Origin of the sequence: Paenibacillus sp. sptzw28, assembly GCF_019550795.1 — a bacterium.
In the GTDB taxonomy this organism is placed as follows: Bacteria; Bacillota; Bacilli; order Paenibacillales; family Paenibacillaceae; genus Paenibacillus_Z.
Genome location: NZ_CP080545.1, coordinates 5,800,877 through 5,822,364, shown reverse-complemented (window position 1 = coordinate 5,822,364; position 21,488 = coordinate 5,800,877). Strand labels below are relative to the sequence as shown.

Annotated in this window: 20 protein-coding genes, 1 pseudogene and 1 riboswitch; of the genes and pseudogenes, 19 read left to right on the top strand and 2 right to left on the bottom strand. The window is 46.6% G+C overall.

The window, feature by feature from the left end; genetic code table 11:
- Nucleotides 1-120: 120 nt before the first annotated feature.
- The 17 genes from KZ483_RS26925 (at nucleotide 121) to KZ483_RS26845 (ending at nucleotide 15,866) form a co-directional block, all read left to right on the top strand.
- Nucleotides 121-654: a M23 family metallopeptidase gene (locus KZ483_RS26925; protein WP_220350559.1), complete on the top strand. Its 534-nt coding sequence runs from the start codon at nucleotides 121-123 to the stop codon at nucleotides 652-654.
- A gap of 212 nt (nucleotides 655-866) precedes the next feature.
- Nucleotides 867-1,736, top strand: coding sequence for an ornithine carbamoyltransferase (locus KZ483_RS26920; protein ID WP_220350558.1), 870 nt, complete (start codon nucleotides 867-869; stop codon nucleotides 1,734-1,736).
- A gap of 122 nt (nucleotides 1,737-1,858) precedes the next feature.
- Nucleotides 1,859-2,596 carry a DUF2711 domain-containing protein gene (locus KZ483_RS26915; protein ID WP_258881452.1) on the top strand — a complete coding sequence of 246 codons (738 nt, stop codon included), beginning with the start codon at nucleotides 1,859-1,861 and terminating at the stop codon, nucleotides 2,594-2,596.
- Between the two features lie 224 nt (nucleotides 2,597-2,820).
- The gene (locus tag KZ483_RS26910; RefSeq protein ID WP_220350557.1) at nucleotides 2,821-3,387 is read left to right on the top strand and encodes a GNAT family N-acetyltransferase; all 567 of its coding nucleotides are present in this window, start codon (nucleotides 2,821-2,823) and stop codon (nucleotides 3,385-3,387) included.
- A 259-nt stretch (nucleotides 3,388-3,646) separates the two neighbouring features.
- Nucleotides 3,647-4,111, top strand: a complete 465-nt coding sequence (locus KZ483_RS26905; protein ID WP_220350556.1) for a GNAT family N-acetyltransferase — start codon at nucleotides 3,647-3,649, stop codon at nucleotides 4,109-4,111.
- A 153-nt stretch (nucleotides 4,112-4,264) separates the two neighbouring features.
- Nucleotides 4,265-5,272, top strand: a complete 1,008-nt coding sequence (locus KZ483_RS26900; protein WP_220350555.1) for a phosphotransferase enzyme family protein — start codon at nucleotides 4,265-4,267, stop codon at nucleotides 5,270-5,272.
- Between the two features lie 218 nt (nucleotides 5,273-5,490).
- Entirely contained in the window at nucleotides 5,491-5,952 is a 462-nt protein-coding gene (locus KZ483_RS26895) for a GNAT family N-acetyltransferase (protein WP_220350554.1), read from the top strand.
- A 167-nt stretch (nucleotides 5,953-6,119) separates the two neighbouring features.
- Nucleotides 6,120-6,617 carry a hypothetical protein gene (locus KZ483_RS26890; RefSeq protein ID WP_220350553.1) on the top strand — a complete coding sequence of 166 codons (498 nt, stop codon included), beginning with the start codon at nucleotides 6,120-6,122 and terminating at the stop codon, nucleotides 6,615-6,617.
- Nucleotides 6,618-6,645: 28 nt separating this feature from the next.
- Nucleotides 6,646-7,233: a P-loop NTPase family protein gene (locus KZ483_RS26885; RefSeq protein WP_220350552.1), complete on the top strand. Its 588-nt coding sequence runs from the start codon at nucleotides 6,646-6,648 to the stop codon at nucleotides 7,231-7,233.
- The gene (locus KZ483_RS26880; RefSeq protein ID WP_220350551.1) at nucleotides 7,230-7,556 is read left to right on the top strand and encodes an Mpo1-like protein; all 327 of its coding nucleotides are present in this window, start codon (nucleotides 7,230-7,232) and stop codon (nucleotides 7,554-7,556) included. The genes KZ483_RS26885 and KZ483_RS26880 overlap by 4 nt, the downstream gene beginning before the upstream one ends.
- Before the next feature lie 33 nt (nucleotides 7,557-7,589).
- A complete protein-coding gene (locus KZ483_RS26875) occupies nucleotides 7,590-7,919 on the top strand; it encodes a DHCW motif cupin fold protein (protein ID WP_220350550.1) in 330 nt (109 codons plus the stop codon).
- A 60-nt stretch (nucleotides 7,920-7,979) separates the two neighbouring features.
- Nucleotides 7,980-8,408 carry a hypothetical protein gene (locus KZ483_RS26870; RefSeq protein WP_220350549.1) on the top strand — a complete coding sequence of 143 codons (429 nt, stop codon included), beginning with the start codon at nucleotides 7,980-7,982 and terminating at the stop codon, nucleotides 8,406-8,408.
- Nucleotides 8,409-8,561: 153 nt separating this feature from the next.
- Complete coding sequence (locus KZ483_RS26865) at nucleotides 8,562-9,557, top strand: SMP-30/gluconolactonase/LRE family protein (RefSeq protein ID WP_258881451.1); 996 nt, start codon at nucleotides 8,562-8,564, stop codon at nucleotides 9,555-9,557.
- Between the two features lie 149 nt (nucleotides 9,558-9,706).
- Nucleotides 9,707-10,117, top strand: a complete 411-nt coding sequence (locus KZ483_RS26860; RefSeq protein ID WP_220350547.1) for a hypothetical protein — start codon at nucleotides 9,707-9,709, stop codon at nucleotides 10,115-10,117.
- A 339-nt stretch (nucleotides 10,118-10,456) separates the two neighbouring features.
- Entirely contained in the window at nucleotides 10,457-10,798 is a 342-nt protein-coding gene (locus KZ483_RS26855) for a hypothetical protein (protein WP_397376232.1), read from the top strand.
- A gap of 367 nt (nucleotides 10,799-11,165) precedes the next feature.
- A riboswitch (cyclic di-GMP riboswitch) is annotated at nucleotides 11,166-11,259 on the top strand.
- A 1,278-nt stretch (nucleotides 11,260-12,537) separates the two neighbouring features.
- Complete coding sequence (locus KZ483_RS26850) at nucleotides 12,538-15,030, top strand: S-layer homology domain-containing protein (RefSeq protein WP_220350545.1); 2,493 nt, start codon at nucleotides 12,538-12,540, stop codon at nucleotides 15,028-15,030.
- Between the two features lie 350 nt (nucleotides 15,031-15,380).
- On the top strand, nucleotides 15,381-15,866 hold the full coding sequence (locus KZ483_RS26845) for a hypothetical protein (protein WP_220350544.1): 486 nt from the start codon (nucleotides 15,381-15,383) through the stop codon (nucleotides 15,864-15,866).
- Between the two features lie 234 nt (nucleotides 15,867-16,100).
- Here KZ483_RS26845 and KZ483_RS26840 read toward each other — a convergent pair.
- Together KZ483_RS26840 and KZ483_RS26835 are read right to left on the bottom strand one after the other, a co-directional pair.
- Nucleotides 16,101-17,116 (bottom strand): annotated as a pseudogene (locus tag KZ483_RS26840) (electron transfer flavoprotein subunit alpha/FixB family protein).
- Nucleotides 17,117-17,540: 424 nt separating this feature from the next.
- A complete protein-coding gene (locus KZ483_RS26835) occupies nucleotides 17,541-18,458 on the bottom strand; it encodes an electron transfer flavoprotein subunit beta/FixA family protein (RefSeq protein ID WP_220350542.1) in 918 nt (305 codons plus the stop codon).
- Nucleotides 18,459-18,770: 312 nt separating this feature from the next.
- Here KZ483_RS26835 and KZ483_RS26830 point away from each other — a divergent pair, with 312 nt between their 5' ends.
- Nucleotides 18,771-21,272, top strand: a complete 2,502-nt coding sequence (locus KZ483_RS26830; protein ID WP_258881450.1) for a (Fe-S)-binding protein — start codon at nucleotides 18,771-18,773, stop codon at nucleotides 21,270-21,272.
- A gap of 43 nt (nucleotides 21,273-21,315) precedes the next feature.
- The gene (locus tag KZ483_RS26825; protein ID WP_220350541.1) at nucleotides 21,316-21,480 is read left to right on the top strand and encodes a hypothetical protein; all 165 of its coding nucleotides are present in this window, start codon (nucleotides 21,316-21,318) and stop codon (nucleotides 21,478-21,480) included.
- The last annotated feature ends 8 nt before the right edge of the window (nucleotides 21,481-21,488 follow it).

Sequence of the window (21,488 nt, the reverse complement as noted above, 5' to 3'; positions counted from 1 at the left end):
GTCGCGGCCGTTCCCTTCGGTCACTTAAGCCAGTGAGGGTTCGTGAATGCAAGAACGTTACATGCAATTAGGGCAACAATATTACTGTAAGCGAATTCAAAAGTAGAAAGGATGACCTCCATGATTAAGGACGTAGTTATTCACCCTATTTTTAATCATGCTTATTCTTGTTCAGAACATCCAGAAGGGCAACTAGCCACTCTCGGTGATGCACTAGGAGTAGATTGTGTAATTCATAAATTTGTGGACGGTTGGATGAGAACTTATAAGGGAAACGGCTTAAATAATGAAGACTGGTATGTTTGGGGAGCTGATGTATTAGCTCCATTCGATGGAATTGTTGAAGAAGTCTATATAAATAATAATATAAACAATCCCGGTAATGTTAATCCAAGTAGGGCAAGTATGATCCTTTTTTCAACAGCCGATGGCATAAAGGTTTGTTATGCTCATGTAATGGATGTATGTGTTGGAATAGGTGATCACGTTAAAGCTGGTCAAGTGGTCGCGAAAGTCGGAAATAATGGATATTCCCGTCATCCCCATATTCACATTGGAGCATGGGAAGGTGATACGCCATTGCAAATTCGATTTGATCTGCAGGCAATGGGGAAGCAATATAGAGAACTCGGGGTAGAGCATTATAGTATGTAATTCAAAGATGGCCCCAACAGTATATAACACCGTGTTCCAGCTTCGCAGCTGTCGCCGCTCGGTCTGCCCGAGGGATTTCAAGGAAGCGGATTCAGGCAGACACATCGATTCCCCAAAGATAAGAGCTATCTAAGGGGAATCGACGTCAGTAACACGAGAACGTTATAGGAAATCAGCGCGAAACATAAAAAGCCAATCAAAGGAGATTATTAATGCATTTTTTGAATCTTTCTGATCTATCGGTTAACAAGATGACGGAAATATTTAATATTGCCGAAAAGCTCAAGAATAATAAGTTTGGAAAAATACTTGAAGGGAAAACTTTCGTTTTATTCTTTCCTGAATCTAGCATTAGGACTAGAGTAACATTTGAGAAAGGGATTAAAGATCTCGGCGGGGAATGTATTCTTTTTCCTCCCGAATCACTCAAGAAGAAAGAAGAACTTGCAGATGTTATTGGATATTTAAACAATTGGGTTGATGCGGTAATTGTCAGACATCCTGACTTTAATAACATGATTAGATTATCCGAACACGCATTAATTCCAATAATAAATGCAATGTCATCAGAAAATCACCCATGTGAAGTACTTTCAGACATATTTTCAATACGCGAGATTCGCCCGGATTTCAAGGAACTTACTTATACATTTGTAGGTCCAGCCGGCAATATAGTTAATTCTTGGGTTGAAATTGCAAAGGTTCTGGATCTTAAACTTTATCATGTTTGCACTACTGGCAATGAAATATGCAATGATGATCGGAACTATCATTTTTCAACTGACCTTGAAACTAAACTAGTTGGAAGTGATTTTGTACTTACAGATTCATTGCCTCTTGAATATCAAACCGATGAATATTGCTCACAGTTTCAAGTCAATTTCGAAAGAATGAAATTAACTAATGCAAATGCATTGTTAAACCCATGTCCTCCCTTTTTCAGGAATCAGGAAGTAAGCGAAGATGTCATTAACTCCAAATATTTTGTAGGCTATTCATTTAAGAAGAATCTGGTATTTGTTCAACAAGCATTAATAATTCACTGTCTGGGACTATTCAAGGAAGGCGCTGACATCCTATAACACCGCATTCACGCATTGGGCTAACGCCCTTGGTCCGCAAGGGGAATCTTGAGGAAGTAGTTTCAGCGGACAACCCTGCACCGGCTAAGATAAGAGCTATCTAAGCCGGTAAGGGTTCGTGAATGCAACAACGTTATAGGAAATCAGCGCAAATCAATAAACATAAAGGATGTAATGAAATGCTTGATTACATTTGGATCGATGACAAAACACCCATATTAAATCAGGTCAAAGATAAATTTAAGAATGCATTAATTATTACCAATCCTTTTATTCAAATGCCACAAGGTTGGACCAATAATAAAAGAATTAGTGGCCTTGAACATACGTATCCTACAAATGAGGAAATACTCGAGTATGGTAAACCTGTTTTGTGGGGTCAATTATTAAAGCAAACTGATCTTGAAGACTTAGGAAGATTAGCTTTAGCAATGAAAACTTACATTTCTGCATTAAATAAAGATTATGCAAGGAACGATTTAATGGAGAAACTTAAGCTAGGATTGACGGAAGATTTATATTTGCCGAACGAAGATAAGATTTCTCAATTCTTAATTCCAACTATACTTGACGTTTTTCGAGCAAAGAAAACTAATAAAATTCACTACTCAGATCCAATATTTGATACAAGTGGAGAATTACCAATAGATGATGTTACAATTCAAGACATTTATGAATTGGCACCAACCGAGATTATTATTACTGATGAGTCTAATGATACGGCATTTATGAGTGTATATGATTCGTTTATAACACTGATGTTAACCAATGATTCTAATATGGAAGAAATTGTTATTAATGTGGGCTGGGAAGCAATGAAATGCGATGATAACACCAGGATAAATTGGTATCTTAAGTAATAGACCGAACTGAAAGTGAATCGGGGAAGGCGCTGACATCCTATAACACAGCATTCACGCATCGGGCCATAAGGCCCTCGGTCCGCGGGAGGCATTTCGGGGAAGCTGAGTCAGCGGACAACCCCGCACCGGCTAAAATAAGAGTTATCTAAGCCGGTGGGGGTTCGTGAATGCGAAAACGTTATAAGAAATCCCCGAGAGCATATAAAATTGGAGGTATTTTCATGATTGAAGTTAAAATATTAAACTCCAATATAATTGGAGACGTAGAAAAGCTATTTGGATGTGATAAGGTTACCAAAGATTGTTGGTGCATGTGGTTTATTATTCGAGTAAAGGATTACCATGATAATGGTTCAGAAGGAAACCATGAATTATTTATGAATATGGTTCAAGATAGTAAAGATCCGGTAGGAATACTTGCATACATTGATGGAGAACCGGTAGGTTGGTGCGCAGTTGGGCCAAGAAAAAGATACATTCGAGCTATTAATACTCCAACCTTTAAAGGTAGAGATCCAGATGAGGATGCGTCGGTGTGGATGATACCTTGTCTCTATGTGCGACCGGATATGCGTAACAAAGGTGTGAGTCGCAGTTTAATCGAAAGAGCCATTGAACTGGCAAAAGAGAATGGAGCAAAAGCTGTCGAGAGTTTTCCGTTTTCGGGGACAAAAAAAAGAACTGGGGGAGATACCCAGGTTGGGGTTGAACCATTATTTGCTTCTTGTGGATTTGTGGTTATTCGGAAGCCAACTAACAACAGAGTAGTAATGAGAAAGGATTTATAAATATCTATAGTTTTGTTTGAGCTGGTAGGGCGTTGTTATCGTAGCTCAAGGAAGCCGAGGACTTCATCTAACAACGTATTCACGCTGCGGGCCTTCGCCCTCGGTCCGGTAGAGCATTTCGGGGAAGTATACGCAGCCGGACACAACTATTCCCCTAAGATAAGAGCTATCTAAGGGGAATCGACGTCGTGAACACCAGAACGTTAGGTGAAATCATTGCTTTATTTAAAATCAGGAAAACAGAAGGACTGATGATACGATGGCTGAATGGATAAATGGTGATTATTTTATTAGCACAGATAAGGCATTAATTGATCGCCACAAAGTTCACAGCTTTTTGTCTACTGAATCATACTGGGCTATGAATATACCTTTTAAAGCAGTAGATTTGATAATAGATAATTCGTTTTGTTTTGGTATATACAGTCTGGATAGTAGAGAGTTAGTTGGTTTTGCGCGAGTTGTAACTGATTTTGTTCGATTTGCTTATTTGGCAGATGTTTTTATTGTTCCGGATTTTCGAGGTCTAGGCCTGTCCAAATGGTTAGTAAAGACTATAGTGGAATATCCAGATTTTGGAGGTGTCCATTTTTGTCTAGGAACGAAAGATGCGCATACCCTATATGAGCAATATGGTGGATTCAAACTACTAAATGAGAATAAGACATGGATGACAATAAATACTGATTTAGAGAAGATTATTAGTAGATTTACTGAGAGTTAATTCGAAGAAGGCAATGACTTCACATAACACCGTATTCACGCATCGGGCTAACGCCGGGAGTCGTATATCAGGTAGAGTCATTAATGCCAGAGCATAGTAATTGTTTAGCAGTTTGTGTACATAGTAAAAGTAATTTAGAAGGGAGATATTTTATTGGAGAATGTTTTCCCATTGGAGATATCTGTATTATCTTCAAACGCACTTCGCGAGTTCATTTCAGGAGAATATTTTTCTCATGCCTTACTTGAATGTCGGCTATTTTATAGAGGTTTGCATGACATATATAGGGTTATTACAGGCAAAAAAGAATATTTCTTTAAGGTATACCGTCAAGGGATAAGAAGCATGGAAGATATTCAAGCAGAGGTTGATTTGCTCAATTTCCTAAAATTATCAGATATTGAAATCACAGCACCGGTTATAAAAAGTGATGGGAAATTCATTTCACGGTTTAACACTGCAAATGGAATAAGATATGGCGTATTATATACGTCAGTTGGAAAACATGAGTTTAACCAAATTGAGGAAACTCCAGAATTAAACGAGAGATTAGGAAGTTATATTGCTGCAATTCATAATGCTTGGGACAAATGTGAGCTTGAGATTAATCGATGGAATTTAGACGCACACTCATTTATAGATAAATCTATGAATGCTATAAGGCAATTCTCAACTATTCATGATTTTGACATGCTCTTTTTAGAGGAAGTTGCAAAGAATGTGAATGAGAAATTGGGAAATTTAACAATTGAAAGACCACAATATGGTATGTGCCACGGTGATATATATAGTGGGAATATCCGAGTAGACGCTAACAATAATCCTATCCTGTTTGATTTTGATTTCTGTGGGAATGGATGGAGAGCATATGATATATCAATGTATGCTTTCCCATTTGGCATGGGATGTGATGAAACAAAATTGATAAAGAGAGAAGAACGAAAAGATCAATTTTTAAATGGATATAACAAGGTTAGAGCAATGAGCGAAAGTGAAGTAAATTCTATTGCCCTCTTTATTCCCTTCAGAAGAATTTTTAATATTGGCACTCTATACATTTCTTATCTTCCAAATACTTGGGGAGACTCTGCTGTCATAAGAAATGTTGATGAAGATATTAAAATGCTTAAAAAATGGTTGGAATTAAACCCTATCTTTTAACACCGTGTTCCAGCTTCACTGCTGGCGCCCCTCGGTACGGTCCGGACCGAAGGTGAGAGCCAGGAACGGATTAGCCGGTCACATCCGAGAGGCTAATTGGTGAATGGCTTCGTCCGAATTTGAGCGCACCTTAAGCCACACGGACGTCGGGAACACAAGAAACGTTATAACAAATCCCCGTAATGTCCAAGAGACATTAAGAGCATGGAGGGATAAACTTGATCATACGACAAAGTAATAGTAAAGATATATCACAGTTGATTAAGATGAGATATGATTTTTCGATGGAAGATAAGGAACCTAACCCCGAATTATTTGACTCTTTTTATGATGAATGTCGATTGTTTTTCGAAGAGATGTATGAATCGAAGCGTTGGATAGTTTGGGTTGCTGAAGTAGAAAGTAATATTGTGTCACATGTTTTCTTGGAAATAATTGATACAGTACCAAGACCAGGACGAAAAAAATCTCCTTTTGGATACGTCACAAATGTGTACACCATACCTGAATATAGGTCGAAAGGTATTGGAGGCAAGGTTATGGTAGAAGTTAATAGATGGGCGAAGGAGAATGGACTAACATTCTTAATGGTTTGGCCAAGTGAAACTAGTGTGGATTTTTATGAAAGACATGGATTTAAACAAGCAGCAGAAGTAATGGAGAATCATTTAAAGGCATAGTGTAAGTAGCACTTCGGGGACGGGGACATCCTATAACTAAGCTGCGGAACAACTCTTCTAATTATCTCATTCTTTCAATGACAATGGTCTGTCGCACTGTTTGATCGATAAGATATTTAAGCTAGTGTGGTTTTTAGAAATAAATACCATTTAGGAGAAGTGATGTATTGAACAAATTTCTTAAATATTTTATAAGCATTTATCAGATTATTGGTGGGATAATGGGTTTTCTTTTTATTTATGTATTTAATTTTGTTATTAAGTTCAAGGTTAATGATAAAAATCCGTTTGCACTAGATAATAACTTCATTTTAATAATTGGATTGTTGATGTTTAGTTTATCTCTATTGGCCGGGATCCTCCTAATAACAAATAAAAAAATCGGGGTAACTACTTCATTAGTTAATCAATATCTTCAGGTTATTAATTTATCTTTAACTGGTTTTCAGTATAATTTTATCACCGGTATATTAATAAACCCCAAGTTAAGATTTGGTGGTGATCAAAGCATGATTGGATCCGATTTTATCGTCTTCAGTAAATTTAATTTATTTTTCAATTCTTACTCACAAGGTATTTCACTGACTCTTAATTTAATGCCAATACTATTGATTATTTTTTTATACAGAATGAATAAGAGGGTATTTGATAAGTCGTTTACATAGTAATGTGATTTATGAGGGGAATATAAAAATGGTTATTTTGATAAGTGGTATTAGCTGTACTGGTAAAACACTAATGTCCCAAAAATTACTTGAAAAATACAATATACCTTATCTTTCAATCGATCACATTAAAATGGGGCTGTATAGAGGAGACAGTAATTGTGGGTTTACACCACTTGATAGCACCGAACGAATTGGTGAGAAATTATGGCCAATAATTAAAGGGATTATCATGACAAATATCGAGAATGATCAAAATATAATTATTGAAGGTTGTTATTTACTTCCCCAACATATCAAGGACTTTGAAAAAGCATATTCTGAAAAAATCATATCAGTTTTTCTGGGTTTTTCAACAAACTATATTAAAGAAAACTTTACATCGAACATAGTAAAACATAGAAACGCGGTTGAAAATCGTGGCTTTCCTGAAGAGGGATCTGTTAATGAATATATTAATGAGCATGATGCATTTAGAGGAAAATGTTTAGAATACGATGTTGTGTACTTTGAAATTGATAAAAATTATGAAGAAGAAATAATCAAGGTTTATGATTTTATAGCGACTCAAAAACGTCGAATTGATAGCAAGCTCAAAGTAGGCGATAACAATTGACTGATCGGATTAGAAGCGATTTGAGACTTTATGTAATGGCACATCAGAATAAGTATAATCAAATACTGCATTACTTTGCATTCTTATCTGCCTTTCTTGCTTGGATCTTCGTGGTAATAAACTTATGGATTACTTTGATGCTAGCAATATTGCACTATGTGCTGTCATGGACAGGTCATTATTTTTTTGAAGGCAATAAACCGGCGATGATTAGATATCCAATAATAGGATTTTATGCGGGTTTTATCTGGTTTTTCATTAAGACATATGAATTAATCAGTAGAAGAAAAGTGTTAGGTAAAATTATAAATAAGGCGAAATAACAGAAGGAAATTGACTGTGAAAGAGAGTGAATCATGAAAATTGTTGATGTTCCATTCTTTACTACTGATTGGAGTTCCATTGAAGCGACGGAGCATGAAGGTACAACGGGTAAAGCTATCTGGAGAACAGTTGAGATCGGGAATGTTCGTGTACGGATGGTAGAATATACACCTGGTTATCTGGCTGATCATTGGTGTAGCCGCGGACACGTGCTGTTAGTTCTGGAAGGGGAATTGCAAACCGAACTGCAAGATGGCCGGATATTCTTATTGTCTCCCGGTATGACCTATCAAGTTGCTGATGATGTTGATCCACATAGGTCTTCAACTTTAACTGGAGCTAAGCTATTTATTGTTGATTAAATTGAGGTATTCCGATTTCAGGAACTTAGAAGGAAAAAATTTCACAACGAGGGTGATCTTATGGATGCATCGTATTTTCTTAGACATTTCCTTGCAGGTTTGAAATATCGCTGCACTAAAGCAATATCAAATGCGATGGAAGAATACCCGACTTATGAAGTCGGAAGTGGTGTAAGAAGCCCTCTTGAGATCTTATCTCATATTTCATATGTTCTTCGCTGCGCTCAATCGGTTTTTAATAACGACATTAAGTTACATATCGATCTGAAGACTTGGGAAGAAGAAGTTGAACAATTCTATAGAGACTTGGAAATATTAGATACATACATATCCGCGGGAATACCCGAGCGGGAAAGAATAGTCGAAAAGCTTTTACAAGGGCCTTTGTCAGATGCAATGACACATGTGGGACAATTAGCAATGATTAGAAGAATATGTGGAGATCCAATAACTGGCGAGAGCTTTTTTGATGCAGAGATAAGAGTATAAAAAGAAGATGATCTTGGAGACAAAAGCATTGACCATATCAAAGAAATCTAAGCTAGTTGAAATTAGTTGTTGCCGTTATTTATGACGTAGTTCGTACGCCACTGGTTCCTCTCCTTATTTTAAGGTAAATTTGGAAAAAAGGAGGAGATGCATGTGAAGAAAAAGGTAATGTTAGCTGTGGTGGTGGCGATGATGGGAGGGGCTGCGGTGGCGCCCACGATGATTGCTTCGGATGGGAAATTTCGAGCTGCGGAAGTTTCGATTGCGGTGGATTTGGACCCGGCTAACGCGACGGGAATGAGGATCGAAGGACTTACAGGTGACGAGCAGGGGCGCTTATACACGATCGATTTGGATTCGAGACGGTTGTTTCGCATCATACCCGGAACAGATGAAGTCGAAGAACTGACGATTCTTCCGAGACCCGCTACCGGCATGGCGTTCGATGAACATGGAAATCTGTATATAGCAAGCGGCGGAGGCGCGGGCGTGGATGGCGTCATTCTGCGTGTCTCGGCTGATACGCTGGCAAACGGCCCATTCGGGACCGGGCAAGTGGAAACGTTTGCCCAGGGTGTCGACGGGGCGAACGGGCTGGCATTTGACCGCGAAGGAAATTTGTACGTCAGCGGCGGCGCTACCGGCAATATTTACGTCGTCTCTCCGCAAGGGGAACGAACAGTGTGGGCCAGCGGGATTATTGCCGAGCGGCCTCAGCAGCTCATTACCGTCAACGGATTGGCTTTCGGCCGGGACGGAAGGCTGTACATAGCTAATACCAGCTCCGGCGAAATCAATCGCGTTAGGATCGAGAAGGACGGCACCTTTGGAGAAGTCGACCTATTCGCCAAGGATCACCTGCTTTATGGGGCGGACGGTATCGCTTTCGGTCCGGATGGAAACTTGTATGTGGCGGCGAACGAGCGCAATGCCATTGTGAAGGTGTCCCACGCAGGAAAAGTTACCGAGCTAACGGCAAATAACAATCAGGGACCGCTGGAGTTTCCGGCCAGCTTGCATTTTGTCGGAGATACCTTATATGCCAGCAACTTTGATATCGCTCGCGGAACCAATTCGCCGAGCCTGCCCGGGATCGGAGCCTCCATCGCGAAGATCGAATTGTTGAAGAAACACGGCGATTGGCAATGATATGGATCCAGTCAGTTCCAGCAAGCAAGGTTTGACCCGGCGAGGCTGCCTGAGAGTGGGCTTGGGAGGCCTCCCCGCATGACACGCGTCGAACCTCAGCCCCCGTCCGTAAGAAGGATTTTCGGGATAAGAAAGAAGAGGAAATGACTATGAAATCAGGACTTAAAGTCACAATACTTGTTGCTTTTAGTTTAGTTATTATTTTTGGTATCAGCGTATACATCAGCAAGTCGTATTATCCGAGTTTACCTTTTGAAGGATTATCGAAGAGGGAAGCACTCAAAAAAATAGAAAGTAATGATAATGCTGAATTGATTAAGCTGACTGAAGGAGCCACTTTTGAGTGGTATGCCTATAAAGGGAATCAACAAGATGGCAGTAAACAAATTATCAAGAAAATGGAACAAAGAGGATTTGTCTTTAGAGAACAATTAGGAGCAGGATATATTTTTCGAGATAAAGACAATGAAGTTAAGAAAGATAAAATTATTGAAAGCCAAATGTGGACTAGTAAGTATGTGCTTTATGAAGTGCCAAAAACATTAGACGACGACAAATAACCCAATTTACATCTAAGTCTTGGGTAAACGATAAATGCTATAGTCTACGCTTCATGCAGGTATATTTTTGTAAATCAGAGGTACTCTATTGTTAGTTTTTTACTGTACTTCATGCTAAAATAAGAGCCCCTGTAAGGAGGCTCTTCATGAAAAAGGTCATTTCTGGGACTGGGGGTCGGCTTTGACCTTCACCGGATTCTCATGCGGCAGTAAAAATTCAGGCGGTTTGCTTTTCTTTTTCGTCATTGGTTTTCACTCCTCGTTTTAGAATTATTATGCCTTCGGCAAAGGAGAAATAAAACAATGGGCAGCAGAGATATTAAAGTCTTGTCCCAAGAGATGCAGGAGCACATTGCCAGTGTGATCGATGGAATGAAATTTACGAAAAACTTTCGTTCCGCTACAGCGGAGGAATGGTACGTCTTTTTACCGGATTATAAGGACCCTGTGAGCGGCGGGGCAGCAGGTAAAGTGATCGTTCATTACGATCTGAGCGGTAATAAGGATGTTTTCATCAATACGACCGTGATCCTGGATGATCCGCAGCTGTATCTCCCGGAGCACCAGGCTCTCGTATATGAGATCAGCGAAGAGATCGTTAACCGGCTGGTCGGGTATGCGAATACGCTTCTGTCCGTACATTGCGGCGGTAACTCCTATCAAGCGGAATTTATCCAATAGACATTGCCCGAGCGGATGAAAACGGAAGCGCGATAGAAAAAAGCCTCTTTTCGTCCAAAGGGACGAGAGGAGGCTTTTTTCATGACTTCTTAACGCGATCTCGGCTGGAAGCGATCGACATTGTTGCCACGGTGTCGCGGTGCTTTATATGCCTGTCTTGGCTCCCGCTTCGGTGCATATTTTCGCCACTGGTAGATGGCGTACAGGAAGCGCGGTACCGATGTAAAGAAGCCCACGAGCAGCGAGACAAAGATCGCAAATACCAATGAATGAAAATTAGGGCCAATTACCTATAGAATTCCATTTTTAGACAAGATACAGTATTTACTGTGATGTATCGACAAAATCCTCAATAATCGAATAGCTCGTACGACAATAGCAAACCCACTGAAAAGTGGCGACGCAATGCTACAGGGGCTAATGCGGATCTACCAATACCGCGATGCCAGCCAGCTGCCGAATACGACGGAAACCTCCGTCTACTTTGATTCTTCATGTGGGCGGAGGTTTTTTGCATTCTGATATTGAAGTTTTTTGTAAGATACATGTTGAATGGAATACTTTTTATCTTAACCGGATGTCGATTGAACAAGGATTTTATCTAGATATGGGGGCGAGGAGATTCCCTGTGTGACAGGGGTGGGACGAGTACAAGAGAAGATTAGAATAAGAACAATCGTTTTAGCGGTGCAGGGCACAAACAAGTACATAGCCGACGTAAAGGCAAAATAAGTTTCTTCAGGAGGAATGAACAAAAGATGAAATTAAAAAATCGAAGAATATTATCTATACTAATGGCAATCGTTATGGTATTGACGATGATGCCTTTTCATCCGTTAAAAGCGAGTGCAGCGGAAACACTTAATCTAGGTACTCCTGTTCGATTATCCGGAACAACCTATCAGCTATCAAATGCTGCATTTGGAAGCATAGGTGTCGTTAACGCAGGGGGCGGATACTTTACCGTTGCTGTAAATAATGGCTCAATTGCTGTTGGGACTCTTCCAAGCGGTATTACCGAGCTGACTAATGGCATAACAATTAGTGGCCGTGTTACTGACAAATCTACGCCTGCAAATAGAGTGTTCAACTTTTCAAGTGGTAATACTTATGAAGAAATTCAGTCTGTTATTGGAAATATGACATTCACACAACCCGCAGGGCAAACCCAAAGTATCACAGTAAATGTAACGCCAGGGGCACCATTAGCCAATGGAAAAACATCTGTACGTACCTACAATGGACGTTATTTTGTATATGTGGAAAGACCGAGTACGATGACTTTTTACGATGCAGTGACTATTGCAACGAATAATAACGGACATCTTCTAGAGCCAACAGCTGATGCTGCTGGAGCTGCAGAAATGTTTGCGATTGCCAATATGTTTGCAGAATTTAAGACATCATATATAGGCAACTGGAACTTTATAAGCTTTATAGGCGCTACTAAAACAACAGCAGCATCTAATTGGTCAACTTTAGTTCTACCCGACCAGACAAGGTATGTATCAAACGCTCAGCCAACAGGTCTAGAGGCAACGAGTAATTTTGTGCCTAATGGAACCTATGTCCATCTTACACTTTTGCTAGACACCACTCTTAATAAAGTTGGCTACTTAGCCGTAAACAATACACACGGTGGCAGCAGCGCATTTAAAGATCCAGGAGTTATTGTTGAGTATAATTCCGGTTTCATTAATAACATCATCACTGCCACACAAGATGTTACGGTTCCCACGATGGGAGGCAGTGTAGCGATCAGCGGTGCAGCCAAGTTTGGCGAAACCTTGACAGCAGACTTATCAGGGGTCACGTATACCCCCAGCACGTCGGACAACGTGCCGACTTACCAGTGGTACCGAGATGGAGTCGCTATCACGAATGCGACGGGTTCAAGCTACATGTTAACCGCAGACGATATGGGTGCGGCTATCACCGTGACGGTCACCTCCGACGGTACGCATGCGACAGGCAGCGTAACGAGCGCGGCGACGGGTGCAGTAGCGGCAGCGGACGGAGCGGCGGCTCCGGCAGCGCCTGTAGAAACAAGTAAAACAACAACGAGCATTACGCTGCAGACAGTTGCCGGTCAGGAATACAGCAACGATGGCGGCGTAACCTGGCAGGATAGCCCGACGTTCAGCGGACTGACACCGGAGACAGACTATACGTTCGTGACCCGAGTGAAAGCGACAGCGACGAATAACGCGTCTGCTACCAGTGCGGGAGTAACAGTTCGTACATTGTCTAGCAACGCGGACTTAAGCGGTTTGACGTTATCGAGCGGCAATTTAAGCCCGGCGTTTACGGCAAACACAACAGACGGTTATACCTCAAGTGTGGCGAACAGCGTGAGCAGCCTTTCGTTAACCCCGACATTATCGGACGGCAACGCAACGGTAACTGCGAGCGTGTACAATAGTGAAGGCACGTACGGCCCGATTGACCTGACGAATGGCTCGGCGGCGGGCTCGCTTCCGCTAAGTGTGGGCGTCAACACCATTAAGGTCGTTGTGACCGCAGAGGATGGTACAACGAAGACGTACACCATAACAGTGACAAGGGCTTCGAGCAGCAATGCGGATTTGAACGGTTTGACGTTGTCGAGCGGTACGTTAAGCCCGGCGTTTACGGCAGGCACAACAGACGGCTATACTTCGAGTGTGGCGAACAGTGTTAGCAGCACAACTGTGACGGCAACGGTATATGATTCAGCACATGCGACAGTCACGGCGAGCGTGTATAACAGCGAAGGGTTAGTGACAGGTCCGATTACGTTGACAAGCGGCACAGCTTCCGATTCGCTGCCGCTGAGCGTAGGCATCAACACGATCAAGGTGGTCGTGACAGCGCAGGACGGCACGACACAAACGTACACCGTAACGGTGACGCGTGCATCTTCATCTTGGACGGGCGGCTCCGGCAGTATGGATACCGGTTCTAGTACGTCCGACAACTCATTGTCATTCCGTGTCATCGTGAATGGTAAAGAGTATGATCAAATCGCCACAGGTACGACAACCCAAGAGAACGGGAAGACCGTCCTGACGGCGACAGTGGATCCGGTCAAACTGGAAGCCCAGCTTGCGAAAGAAGGAGATAAGCCGACTATAATTGTGCCCGCTTCGGCGGTGAGCGCGGATAAAGTAACGGTGGTATTGACCGGCGAAATAGTGAAAGCGATGGAGAACAAGCAGGCGGTATTGGAAGTACAGACGGCTAACGGAAGTTACAAGCTGCCTGCGGCACAAATCGCGATCGATCACTTGGCGTCGCAGCTTGGCAGTCAACTGAAATTGTCGGATATCGTCATCCATGTCGTCATCGCGAAGAGCGATACGGCTAAGGTTCAACTCGCGGAAAGCATGGGGGAAAAAGGAAAGTTCACCGTCGTCGTGCCACCGGTCGATTTTACGGTGACCGCCTCCTATAATGGCAAAACGGTTGACGTAGACAAGTTCAATGTGTACGTTCAGCGGGAAATTCCGCTGCCAGACGGCATTGACCTGAGTAAGATCACCACCGCAACGGTGCTTATGGCGGACGGAACGGTTTATCACGTGCCGACCTACATCACCGTTCGTGACGGGAAATATAGTGCGGTCGTAAGCAGTTTAACGAACAGCACGTATACATTGATCTGGCACCCGATGACGTTCGCGGACGTAGCAAACCATTGGTCTAAAGATGCAGTGAACGATATGGCGTCCCGACTGATCGTGAAGGGAGTCAACGCGGAGCAATATAACCCGAACGCGGTGATCACGCGCGCAGAGTTTGCGGCAATTATCGTGCGGGCACTTGGTCTCCCTGAAAACGGGAAAACTGTGCCTTATGGTGATGTGAAGTCCAGCGACTGGTTCGTCGGCGCTGTGTCGAAAGCACAGGAGTACGGCATTATCAAAGGGTACGAGGACGGCACGTTCCGTCCAAGCAAAACGATTACGCGCGTAGAAGCGTTGGCGATGATCGCACGGGCGATGAAGCTAACGGGGCTCGATACGAACGTCAGCGGCGTTGACGCTGTATCCGTACTTTCCTCGTTCGTAGACGGCACGGCAGTAGATGCGTGGGCGAAGCAAGCAGTCGCGGCTGCAGTGAAGAACGGGCTGGTCAAAGGCTCCGAAGGGGGACTGCTGCCCAAGCGCAACATCACACGTGCAGAGACCGCGGTCATCGTTCAGCGGATGCTGATCAAGGCCAATCTGATCGATAACAAAAATTCCAAGTAGACAACGAAAGTGGTTTAAAGAAGGGCTATCCTGAGGCGAATACAAAGCTGAAGGACGGCCCTTCTTGCTTATTCATTCTTTCGCTGATAATGACTGGAATTATCTGGTTAAGCGATTGTAGAATCGGGGACACTTAAATGAATTAATGTATCTAATAGGGACTTCAATCTGAAGAAGGGGACTGCGTATAACGGTAACCTTTGACAAATCGGCCCCATACCTTTAAGCGCAGCATAGGTCAGTGTTTGAAGAAAATAAAGTATTAGACTGACAATGCTTCATTAAGTTAACGGCATGTTAGTACCAATAAGTGGTATTATATAGATATTAAACCCAAAGGAGATATCCTATTGTTACAACACAAAAAACCAGTGCTAAAAAAGCAAAAGTACTTAGGATTCTTGCTTATAATTTTTGGCATAGCCATTATACTTATTAAGGTTTCTTCAGGCCAATCGGAAGAGGTACGAATACTGTTCTATATCGGAGGCAATAGTGAGGGAGTCGGTCAATTCCCAGTTAAGGATGGGGTGGTTAATTATTCAGTAACCTTTGATAATCCAACCAAACGATCTTTTAAAATCTATACAATTGAACCTATTCTAACTGAAAAAGCTAAAAGTATATTGCTTGATAAAATAGTACCTATCGAAGAGGTAAAGAAACTGGAATCTGAGGAAAAAGTTGAATATAGCGGGCAATTTCATGTAAAAACCAGTGATTTAACGGAAGTAGAAATCCAAGAAATGATGCCTTTAATTAAAGGATATAGGGTGATTTTCAATCAACATGAAGAAATAATATTGCCAATCCCGAATATAGCCCAAAATGATTGAACTAACGGAAACGAAGCAGATTGTATTGGCAGTCTGCTTTCTTCTTTGAAGTAACGGGGAGGATAGTTCCAATGAAGAAAGCGGCGGACTCCGACTTATTTTCAAGTCCTAGTCCGCCGTTATTATGATCACACTATTTTGGTAAAACTATCACTGTGTGTTTCCTAGTAACAGAACCAAGTTTTACTATTATTCGCGTTCAACGTCTTTTCTTATTTTGCAAAAGACGAGAGTTCAGCTGCCGCTGCTTAACAGCTTCTGAATTTGTTCGTTCAATCTTGGAACAACCTCGAATAAATCCCCGACAATTCCGTAATCAGCGACGCCGAAGATGGGAGCGTCGGGGTCTTTGTTTATGGCGACAATAGTGCGGGATTGGCTCATGCCCGCGAGGTGCTGAATCGCGCCGCTGATACCGCAGGCGATATAGAGCTTGGGCGTGACGGTCTTGCCGGTCTGCCCTATTTGCAGCGCGTAATCGCAGTAGCCCGCATCGCATGCTCCGCGCGACGCGCCGACGGCTCCGCCGAGCGTCTGCGCGAGCGCTTCCAGCGGCGCGAATCCTTCCGCGCTGCGAACGCCCCGGCCGCCGGCGACGATGACGTCCGCTTCGGCGAGGTCGATACGGCCGCCCGTTTTGCGTACAACGGCGGCTATGGTGGTCCATAACGGGGGCGGGGTGAATGGTAGCGCCCGGATAACGCCCTGGCGGCCGTGGTCAACCGGCTCCGCTATGGGAAGATTGTTTGGGCGCACGGTTATAACCTGCGGTGCGCCCGGCAGGAAGCGCCGCCGCTCGAACGCCTTCCCGGCGTAGAGCGGACGCGTAAATATGGCGTCGCCGCCGTCCGCGATATCGACGGCGGTGACGTCTGCGATGTGGCCGCCCCGCAATGCGGCGGCCATGCGGGGCGCGAGCTCGCGCCCCGCGGCGGTGTGGCCGAGCAGGATCGCGCTCGGCCGTACCGCCGCAGCGGCTGCGCCGATGGCCGCGGCGTACGCCTCCGGCGCGAAGCGCGCAAGGGCGGGGTCGTCGATGACGTGGACGACCTCCGCCCCCGGGCGGCGAGCTCGGCGGCGGCTTCGCCGGTCGGCCCCGCCGCGCCGCCGCCTGCAAGGACGGCGTGCACAGCGCCGCCGTCCCCGGCCAGCTGCCGCGCGGCGCCGAGCGCCTCCAGCGCCACGCGCCGCAGCTTGCCGTCTGCGCACTCGGCATACACGAGTGCGACCTGATTACGGCTTTCCTTCATCTCCTCTCAGCCTCCTTAATTATGGAAATGCGTCCGGTGGACGGCTCTTCATTTGCTTTTTCAGCTTTGCATGCTCTAGTGGTACCGGCTGCCATATCTTCGTCGAGGAATGGCGGGTGCCTCAGTAACTTGTCAACAAGGAAAAACCTTGTAACAAGGAAAAACCTTGTATCAAGCCAAATTAGAACGTTTGACGACTCTGTAAGCAGGATATTCCTTATTAAAAGCTATATCCGAAACGTAGAAGGGCATATCGGGCGAGTTTAGACAGGAAAAACCTTCCTATGGCTCCGAAAAAAGAGACGGCACTGTTTGTAAGCAGGAAAGCCGCTTTCAATAGTTGCTGCCATACTTGTTGCGCTCCGCGTGCCTACTCACATCTGCAAGATGACATAAGCGGCTGCTTCCCGTTTAAGAACCCAGACTAGAAAATCTTCGCTTCATGCTGAAGCAGGTCTGCGAGCGCGGCCGCCTGCTCGGCTGGCGTGCCGCTCAGCTTCCTCCCTGCAGACCTTGCCGGAGGCGCGGTCAGTGCCAGCCGCTCGGTGCGCGGCTCCAGATCGACCGCCGCAAGCCCAAGCTCCGCAATCGCGATACGCCGCAGCGGTTTGCGCTTGGCTTTCATAATGCCCGGCAGGGAAGGGTACCGAGGCTCGTTGAGCCCTTGCTGGGCCGTAATTAACGCGGGCAGCGGAACCTCCACCGTCTCGAGGCCCCATTCCGTGTCCCGCTCCACGCGGACCAGGTGGTCCGCCATTGACGACACCCATGACGCCGCGCTTGCAGCCGTCCCGCCCGCAGTACTTCCCGCGCCCCCCGCAACGCTTTCCGCACCATCGCCGCCAGCCGGCCGGCCCGCTGCACTCGCTGTACCCCGTGCCCCACCAACAGAATTAGCGCTGCACAGCTCTACCTTAACGGCCGCCGAAGCGCTCGGGAGGCCGAGACGCTCCGCGATTTGCAGCGCAACGCTTCCTGCTCCGCTGTCAATCGCAAACAGTCCGGCGAGCACAAGGTCTGGCTGCAGCTGCTGAACTACCGCTGCGAGCGCCGACGCAACAGCGTGCCCGTCGTCCGGCAAACCTGCCGCATCAAGCAGTACGGCATCATCCGCCCCCATGGCGAGCGCAGTACGAAGCGCTTCCGCCGCACGCTCCGGTCCGCAGCTGACGGCCGTGACCGTGCCGCCATGTATCTCGCGGAGACGAAGCACCTCCTCCAGCGCATACTCGTCGTATGGATTAATAATGAACTTGACGCTATCCTCGGCCACGGCCCCGTTTACCAGTTCGATTTTTTCCTCCGTATCAAAGGTTTGTTTCAGCAATACAACCAGATTCATCGTCCATGAACACCTCCAAGCATGAAAACGACAGTCCTATTCCCAGTGCTACCATATGTTCGCGGACTGTCAAATAGACCGGAACGGCGAGCCGTGACATAGTCCTTGCGCCGCACAGTCTTCCAACGAGTAAAGGCCAGCGCAGGTCAGCACTCAGCTGCTCTTGCTCGCATGTTCGGGACAGAAGGATCATATACTGGAACACTCCGTACTTTTGTAAGCGGGTTACAGTTTGTCCGGCCAGGCGGCGTTTTTCGGGGCGCCAAATAACTCTAATCGTGATCGCAGCGGCATGAAAAGGAGGGATCGGCATTGGAGCCATTAAGCTCGCTTGATACGGCACAGCTGTGGCGATGGCTCATTTTTGCGGGAATGACTGCGGCGGCATTGTGGGCTTTTATGACCGTTGTCCTGAGACGGGTCGGTTATATACGTCTGGGGAAGCGCCAAGCTGCAGACGCAGCACGAAATAAAGAGCATGACCCAGTTCTCCCCTCAGACGATGCAAAATCATCCGACTCCCGGCGGGGATGGGAATGGGCGGCGCAGGTACTCGGCCATCGAAAGCTTCTAAAGGATATAAGGAGCGGGCTGCTCCACTTCGTGCTTTTCTACGGCTTTATCGTGCTGCAGCTCGGCGCCGCCGACATCATATGGAAGGGATTGACCGGTTTCGCCCTTCCGCTGCCTGCCTATGAATTATTCACGACGATTCAAGATGTGACGGTTCTGGCCGTCCTCCTTGCTGTTGTATACGCCGCATTCCGGCGGTATGCCGAACGGCTCGACAGACTGAAGCGCGGCTGGAAGCCGTCTATTGTCCTCTGGTTTATCGGCGGCCTCATGGCGACCGTCCTGTTCACACAGGCGTTTGAGAGACTGGAGCAGGCAAGCCCGGATAAGGCCGCTGCGGCAGCCGGTCCTAATCTTACTATGCTGGCTGAAGCTTCGCCGGCGGTTTCATCTCATACTGCGCCGTCCGGGTACGCGGGTGCGACTCCTTCAGCCGCCGCCCTTCAGCCATCGTTCCGCGGGGTCGATATGCTTTACCAATATATCGCGCACTATGCGCAGCAAATAAAACTGCGGGCATCGGATCCTTCGGATACCGTCTATGTCCCGTATGCTCCGGTATCATCCGGTTTGGCCGAAGCGATGAGAGACCTAGGCGTCACGCATGCAGCTGCAGGCGACCTCTACTGGCTGTTCTGGTGGCTCCATTATGCGGTGCTGCTCGCTTTTCTCGTTTATGTGCCGCAATCGAAGCATTTTCATATTTTTACCGCTCCGGTGAACCTATGGCTGCGCCGCCGATCGCCCCCGGGGGAGCTCGCGCCGCTTGATCTGGAGGACGAGAACGCGGAATCCTTCGGTGTCGGCGCAATCGAACAGTTCACGCAAAAACAGCTGCTCGACCTCTATGCGTGTGTGGAGTGCGGCAGGTGTACCAACGTTTGCCCGGCTTCGGGCACCGGGAAGCTTCTCTCGCCGATGCACCTTATTACGAAGCTGCGCGATCATCTCACCGAGAAAGGCGCTGCAATCACATCAAAATCGCCGTGGGTGCCTGCATTCGCCGCGGTCGGAGGCTCCTCCGGGAGGCAGATCGGTGCACATACGATGGGCAGCGTTATTCCGCTCTGGATGAACAATGAGGATGCTGCGAGCCGAAGAACATCTATCGAGCCGACGATGACCGCCCAGCGTCAGGCCTGGACCACGCACGCAGATGCGGCGGCAGAGGATGTGCAGCTTATCGGCGAGGTCATGTCCGAAGCCGAGCTGTGGGCATGCACGACATGCCGCAGCTGCGAGGAGCAGTGCCCGGTGGGTAACGAGCACGTCGATAAAATCATCGATATGCGCCGTTACCTCGTTCTCACCGAAGGCCGGCTTCCCGCGGAAGGCCAGCGGGCCCTGCAAAATATCGAGCGGCAGGGAAATCCGTGGGGACTGCCGCGGTCAGATAGGACAGCATGGATCGCCGCATACGAATCCGCCGCCGAAGCTTACGGAGGGAGGAGCCGTCCCGTGCGGACCATGCAGGAAGCGGCGCGGCTGGGGGAGCGCCCGGAGCTGCTGGTTTGGGCAGGAACAATGGGGGCTTATGATCAGCGCAGCCGCTCTGTCCTGTTTGCGCTCGTACGCCTGCTGCAGCACGCCGGCGTGCCGTTCGCCGTGCTTGGCGGAGAGGAGCGAAGCTCCGGGGATACGGCGAGACGAATGGGGAACGAGCTGCTTTTTCAGACGTTATGCAGCGAAAATATCACCGCACTGCAGCGGTACGGCATCAAGCATATCGTGACGATTTGCCCCCACACGTTCAACGCGATGAAGAATGAATACCCCGGCTTCGGACTGGGGCGGACCGTGACTGTGGAGCACCATACCACTATGCTCGACCGCCTCGTCGCACAGGGGCGGCTGCAGCCTGTTCACCGCGTTGACGAGCGCGTCGTCTACCATGATTCCTGCTACCTCGGCCGTTACAACGGGGTATACGATGCCCCGCGGCGACTGCTTCGCGCAATACCGGGCGTTAAGCTGCTGGAGATGGAACGGTCGCGGCAAAATGGCATGTGCTGCGGCGCCGGCGGCGGTCTCATGTGGATGGAGGAGCGCAGCGGCATGCGGGTGAACGAAGCGAGAGTGTCGCAAGCATTGGAAGTACGGCCGACAGTAATCGGATCAGCCTGCCCGTACTGTCTGACGATGATGGAGGACGGCGTCAAGCTGCTTGCGGCTGAAGACGACGTGAGCGCCAGAGATGTCGCGGAGCTGCTCGCGGAGAGCGTGTTCGGCAGCGGAAATTAGCAGGTTTTCACAGCTGACCGTGAACCGCGGAAAGCTGATCTCAATGAAAGCAACACTGCCGGGCCGTCCAGGAACGGGCAGAGAACCAGGCGCGGTAATGCTGATGCCGGGCGACAATCATTTCTTCATTCAGCACAATGAACCGAAAAAGGAGGGAGCCATTTGGAAGCAGCATCGCCACAGACACCGGTCCGCCGCGCAGCGGTAATCGGCTCC

Coding starts and splice junctions, on each gene's coding strand:
- KZ483_RS26925 (WP_220350559.1), top strand. CDS start 121: ATGATTAAGGACGTAGTTATTCACCCTATTTTTAATCATGCTTATTCT.
- KZ483_RS26920 (WP_220350558.1), top strand. CDS start 867: ATGCATTTTTTGAATCTTTCTGATCTATCGGTTAACAAGATGACGGAA.
- KZ483_RS26915 (WP_258881452.1), top strand. CDS start 1,859: ATGCAACAACGTTATAGGAAATCAGCGCAAATCAATAAACATAAAGGA.
- KZ483_RS26910 (WP_220350557.1), top strand. CDS start 2,821: ATGATTGAAGTTAAAATATTAAACTCCAATATAATTGGAGACGTAGAA.
- KZ483_RS26905 (WP_220350556.1), top strand. CDS start 3,647: ATGGCTGAATGGATAAATGGTGATTATTTTATTAGCACAGATAAGGCA.
- KZ483_RS26885 (WP_220350552.1), top strand. CDS start 6,646: ATGGTTATTTTGATAAGTGGTATTAGCTGTACTGGTAAAACACTAATG.
- KZ483_RS26875 (WP_220350550.1), top strand. CDS start 7,590: ATGAAAATTGTTGATGTTCCATTCTTTACTACTGATTGGAGTTCCATT.
- KZ483_RS26870 (WP_220350549.1), top strand. CDS start 7,980: ATGGATGCATCGTATTTTCTTAGACATTTCCTTGCAGGTTTGAAATAT.
- KZ483_RS26860 (WP_220350547.1), top strand. CDS start 9,707: ATGAAATCAGGACTTAAAGTCACAATACTTGTTGCTTTTAGTTTAGTT.
- KZ483_RS26855 (WP_397376232.1), top strand. CDS start 10,457: ATGCAGGAGCACATTGCCAGTGTGATCGATGGAATGAAATTTACGAAA.
- KZ483_RS26850 (WP_220350545.1), top strand. CDS start 12,538: ATGGGAGGCAGTGTAGCGATCAGCGGTGCAGCCAAGTTTGGCGAAACC.
- KZ483_RS26835 (WP_220350542.1), bottom strand. CDS start 18,458: ATGAATCTGGTTGTATTGCTGAAACAAACCTTTGATACGGAGGAAAAA.
- KZ483_RS26825 (WP_220350541.1), top strand. CDS start 21,316: ATGAAAGCAACACTGCCGGGCCGTCCAGGAACGGGCAGAGAACCAGGC.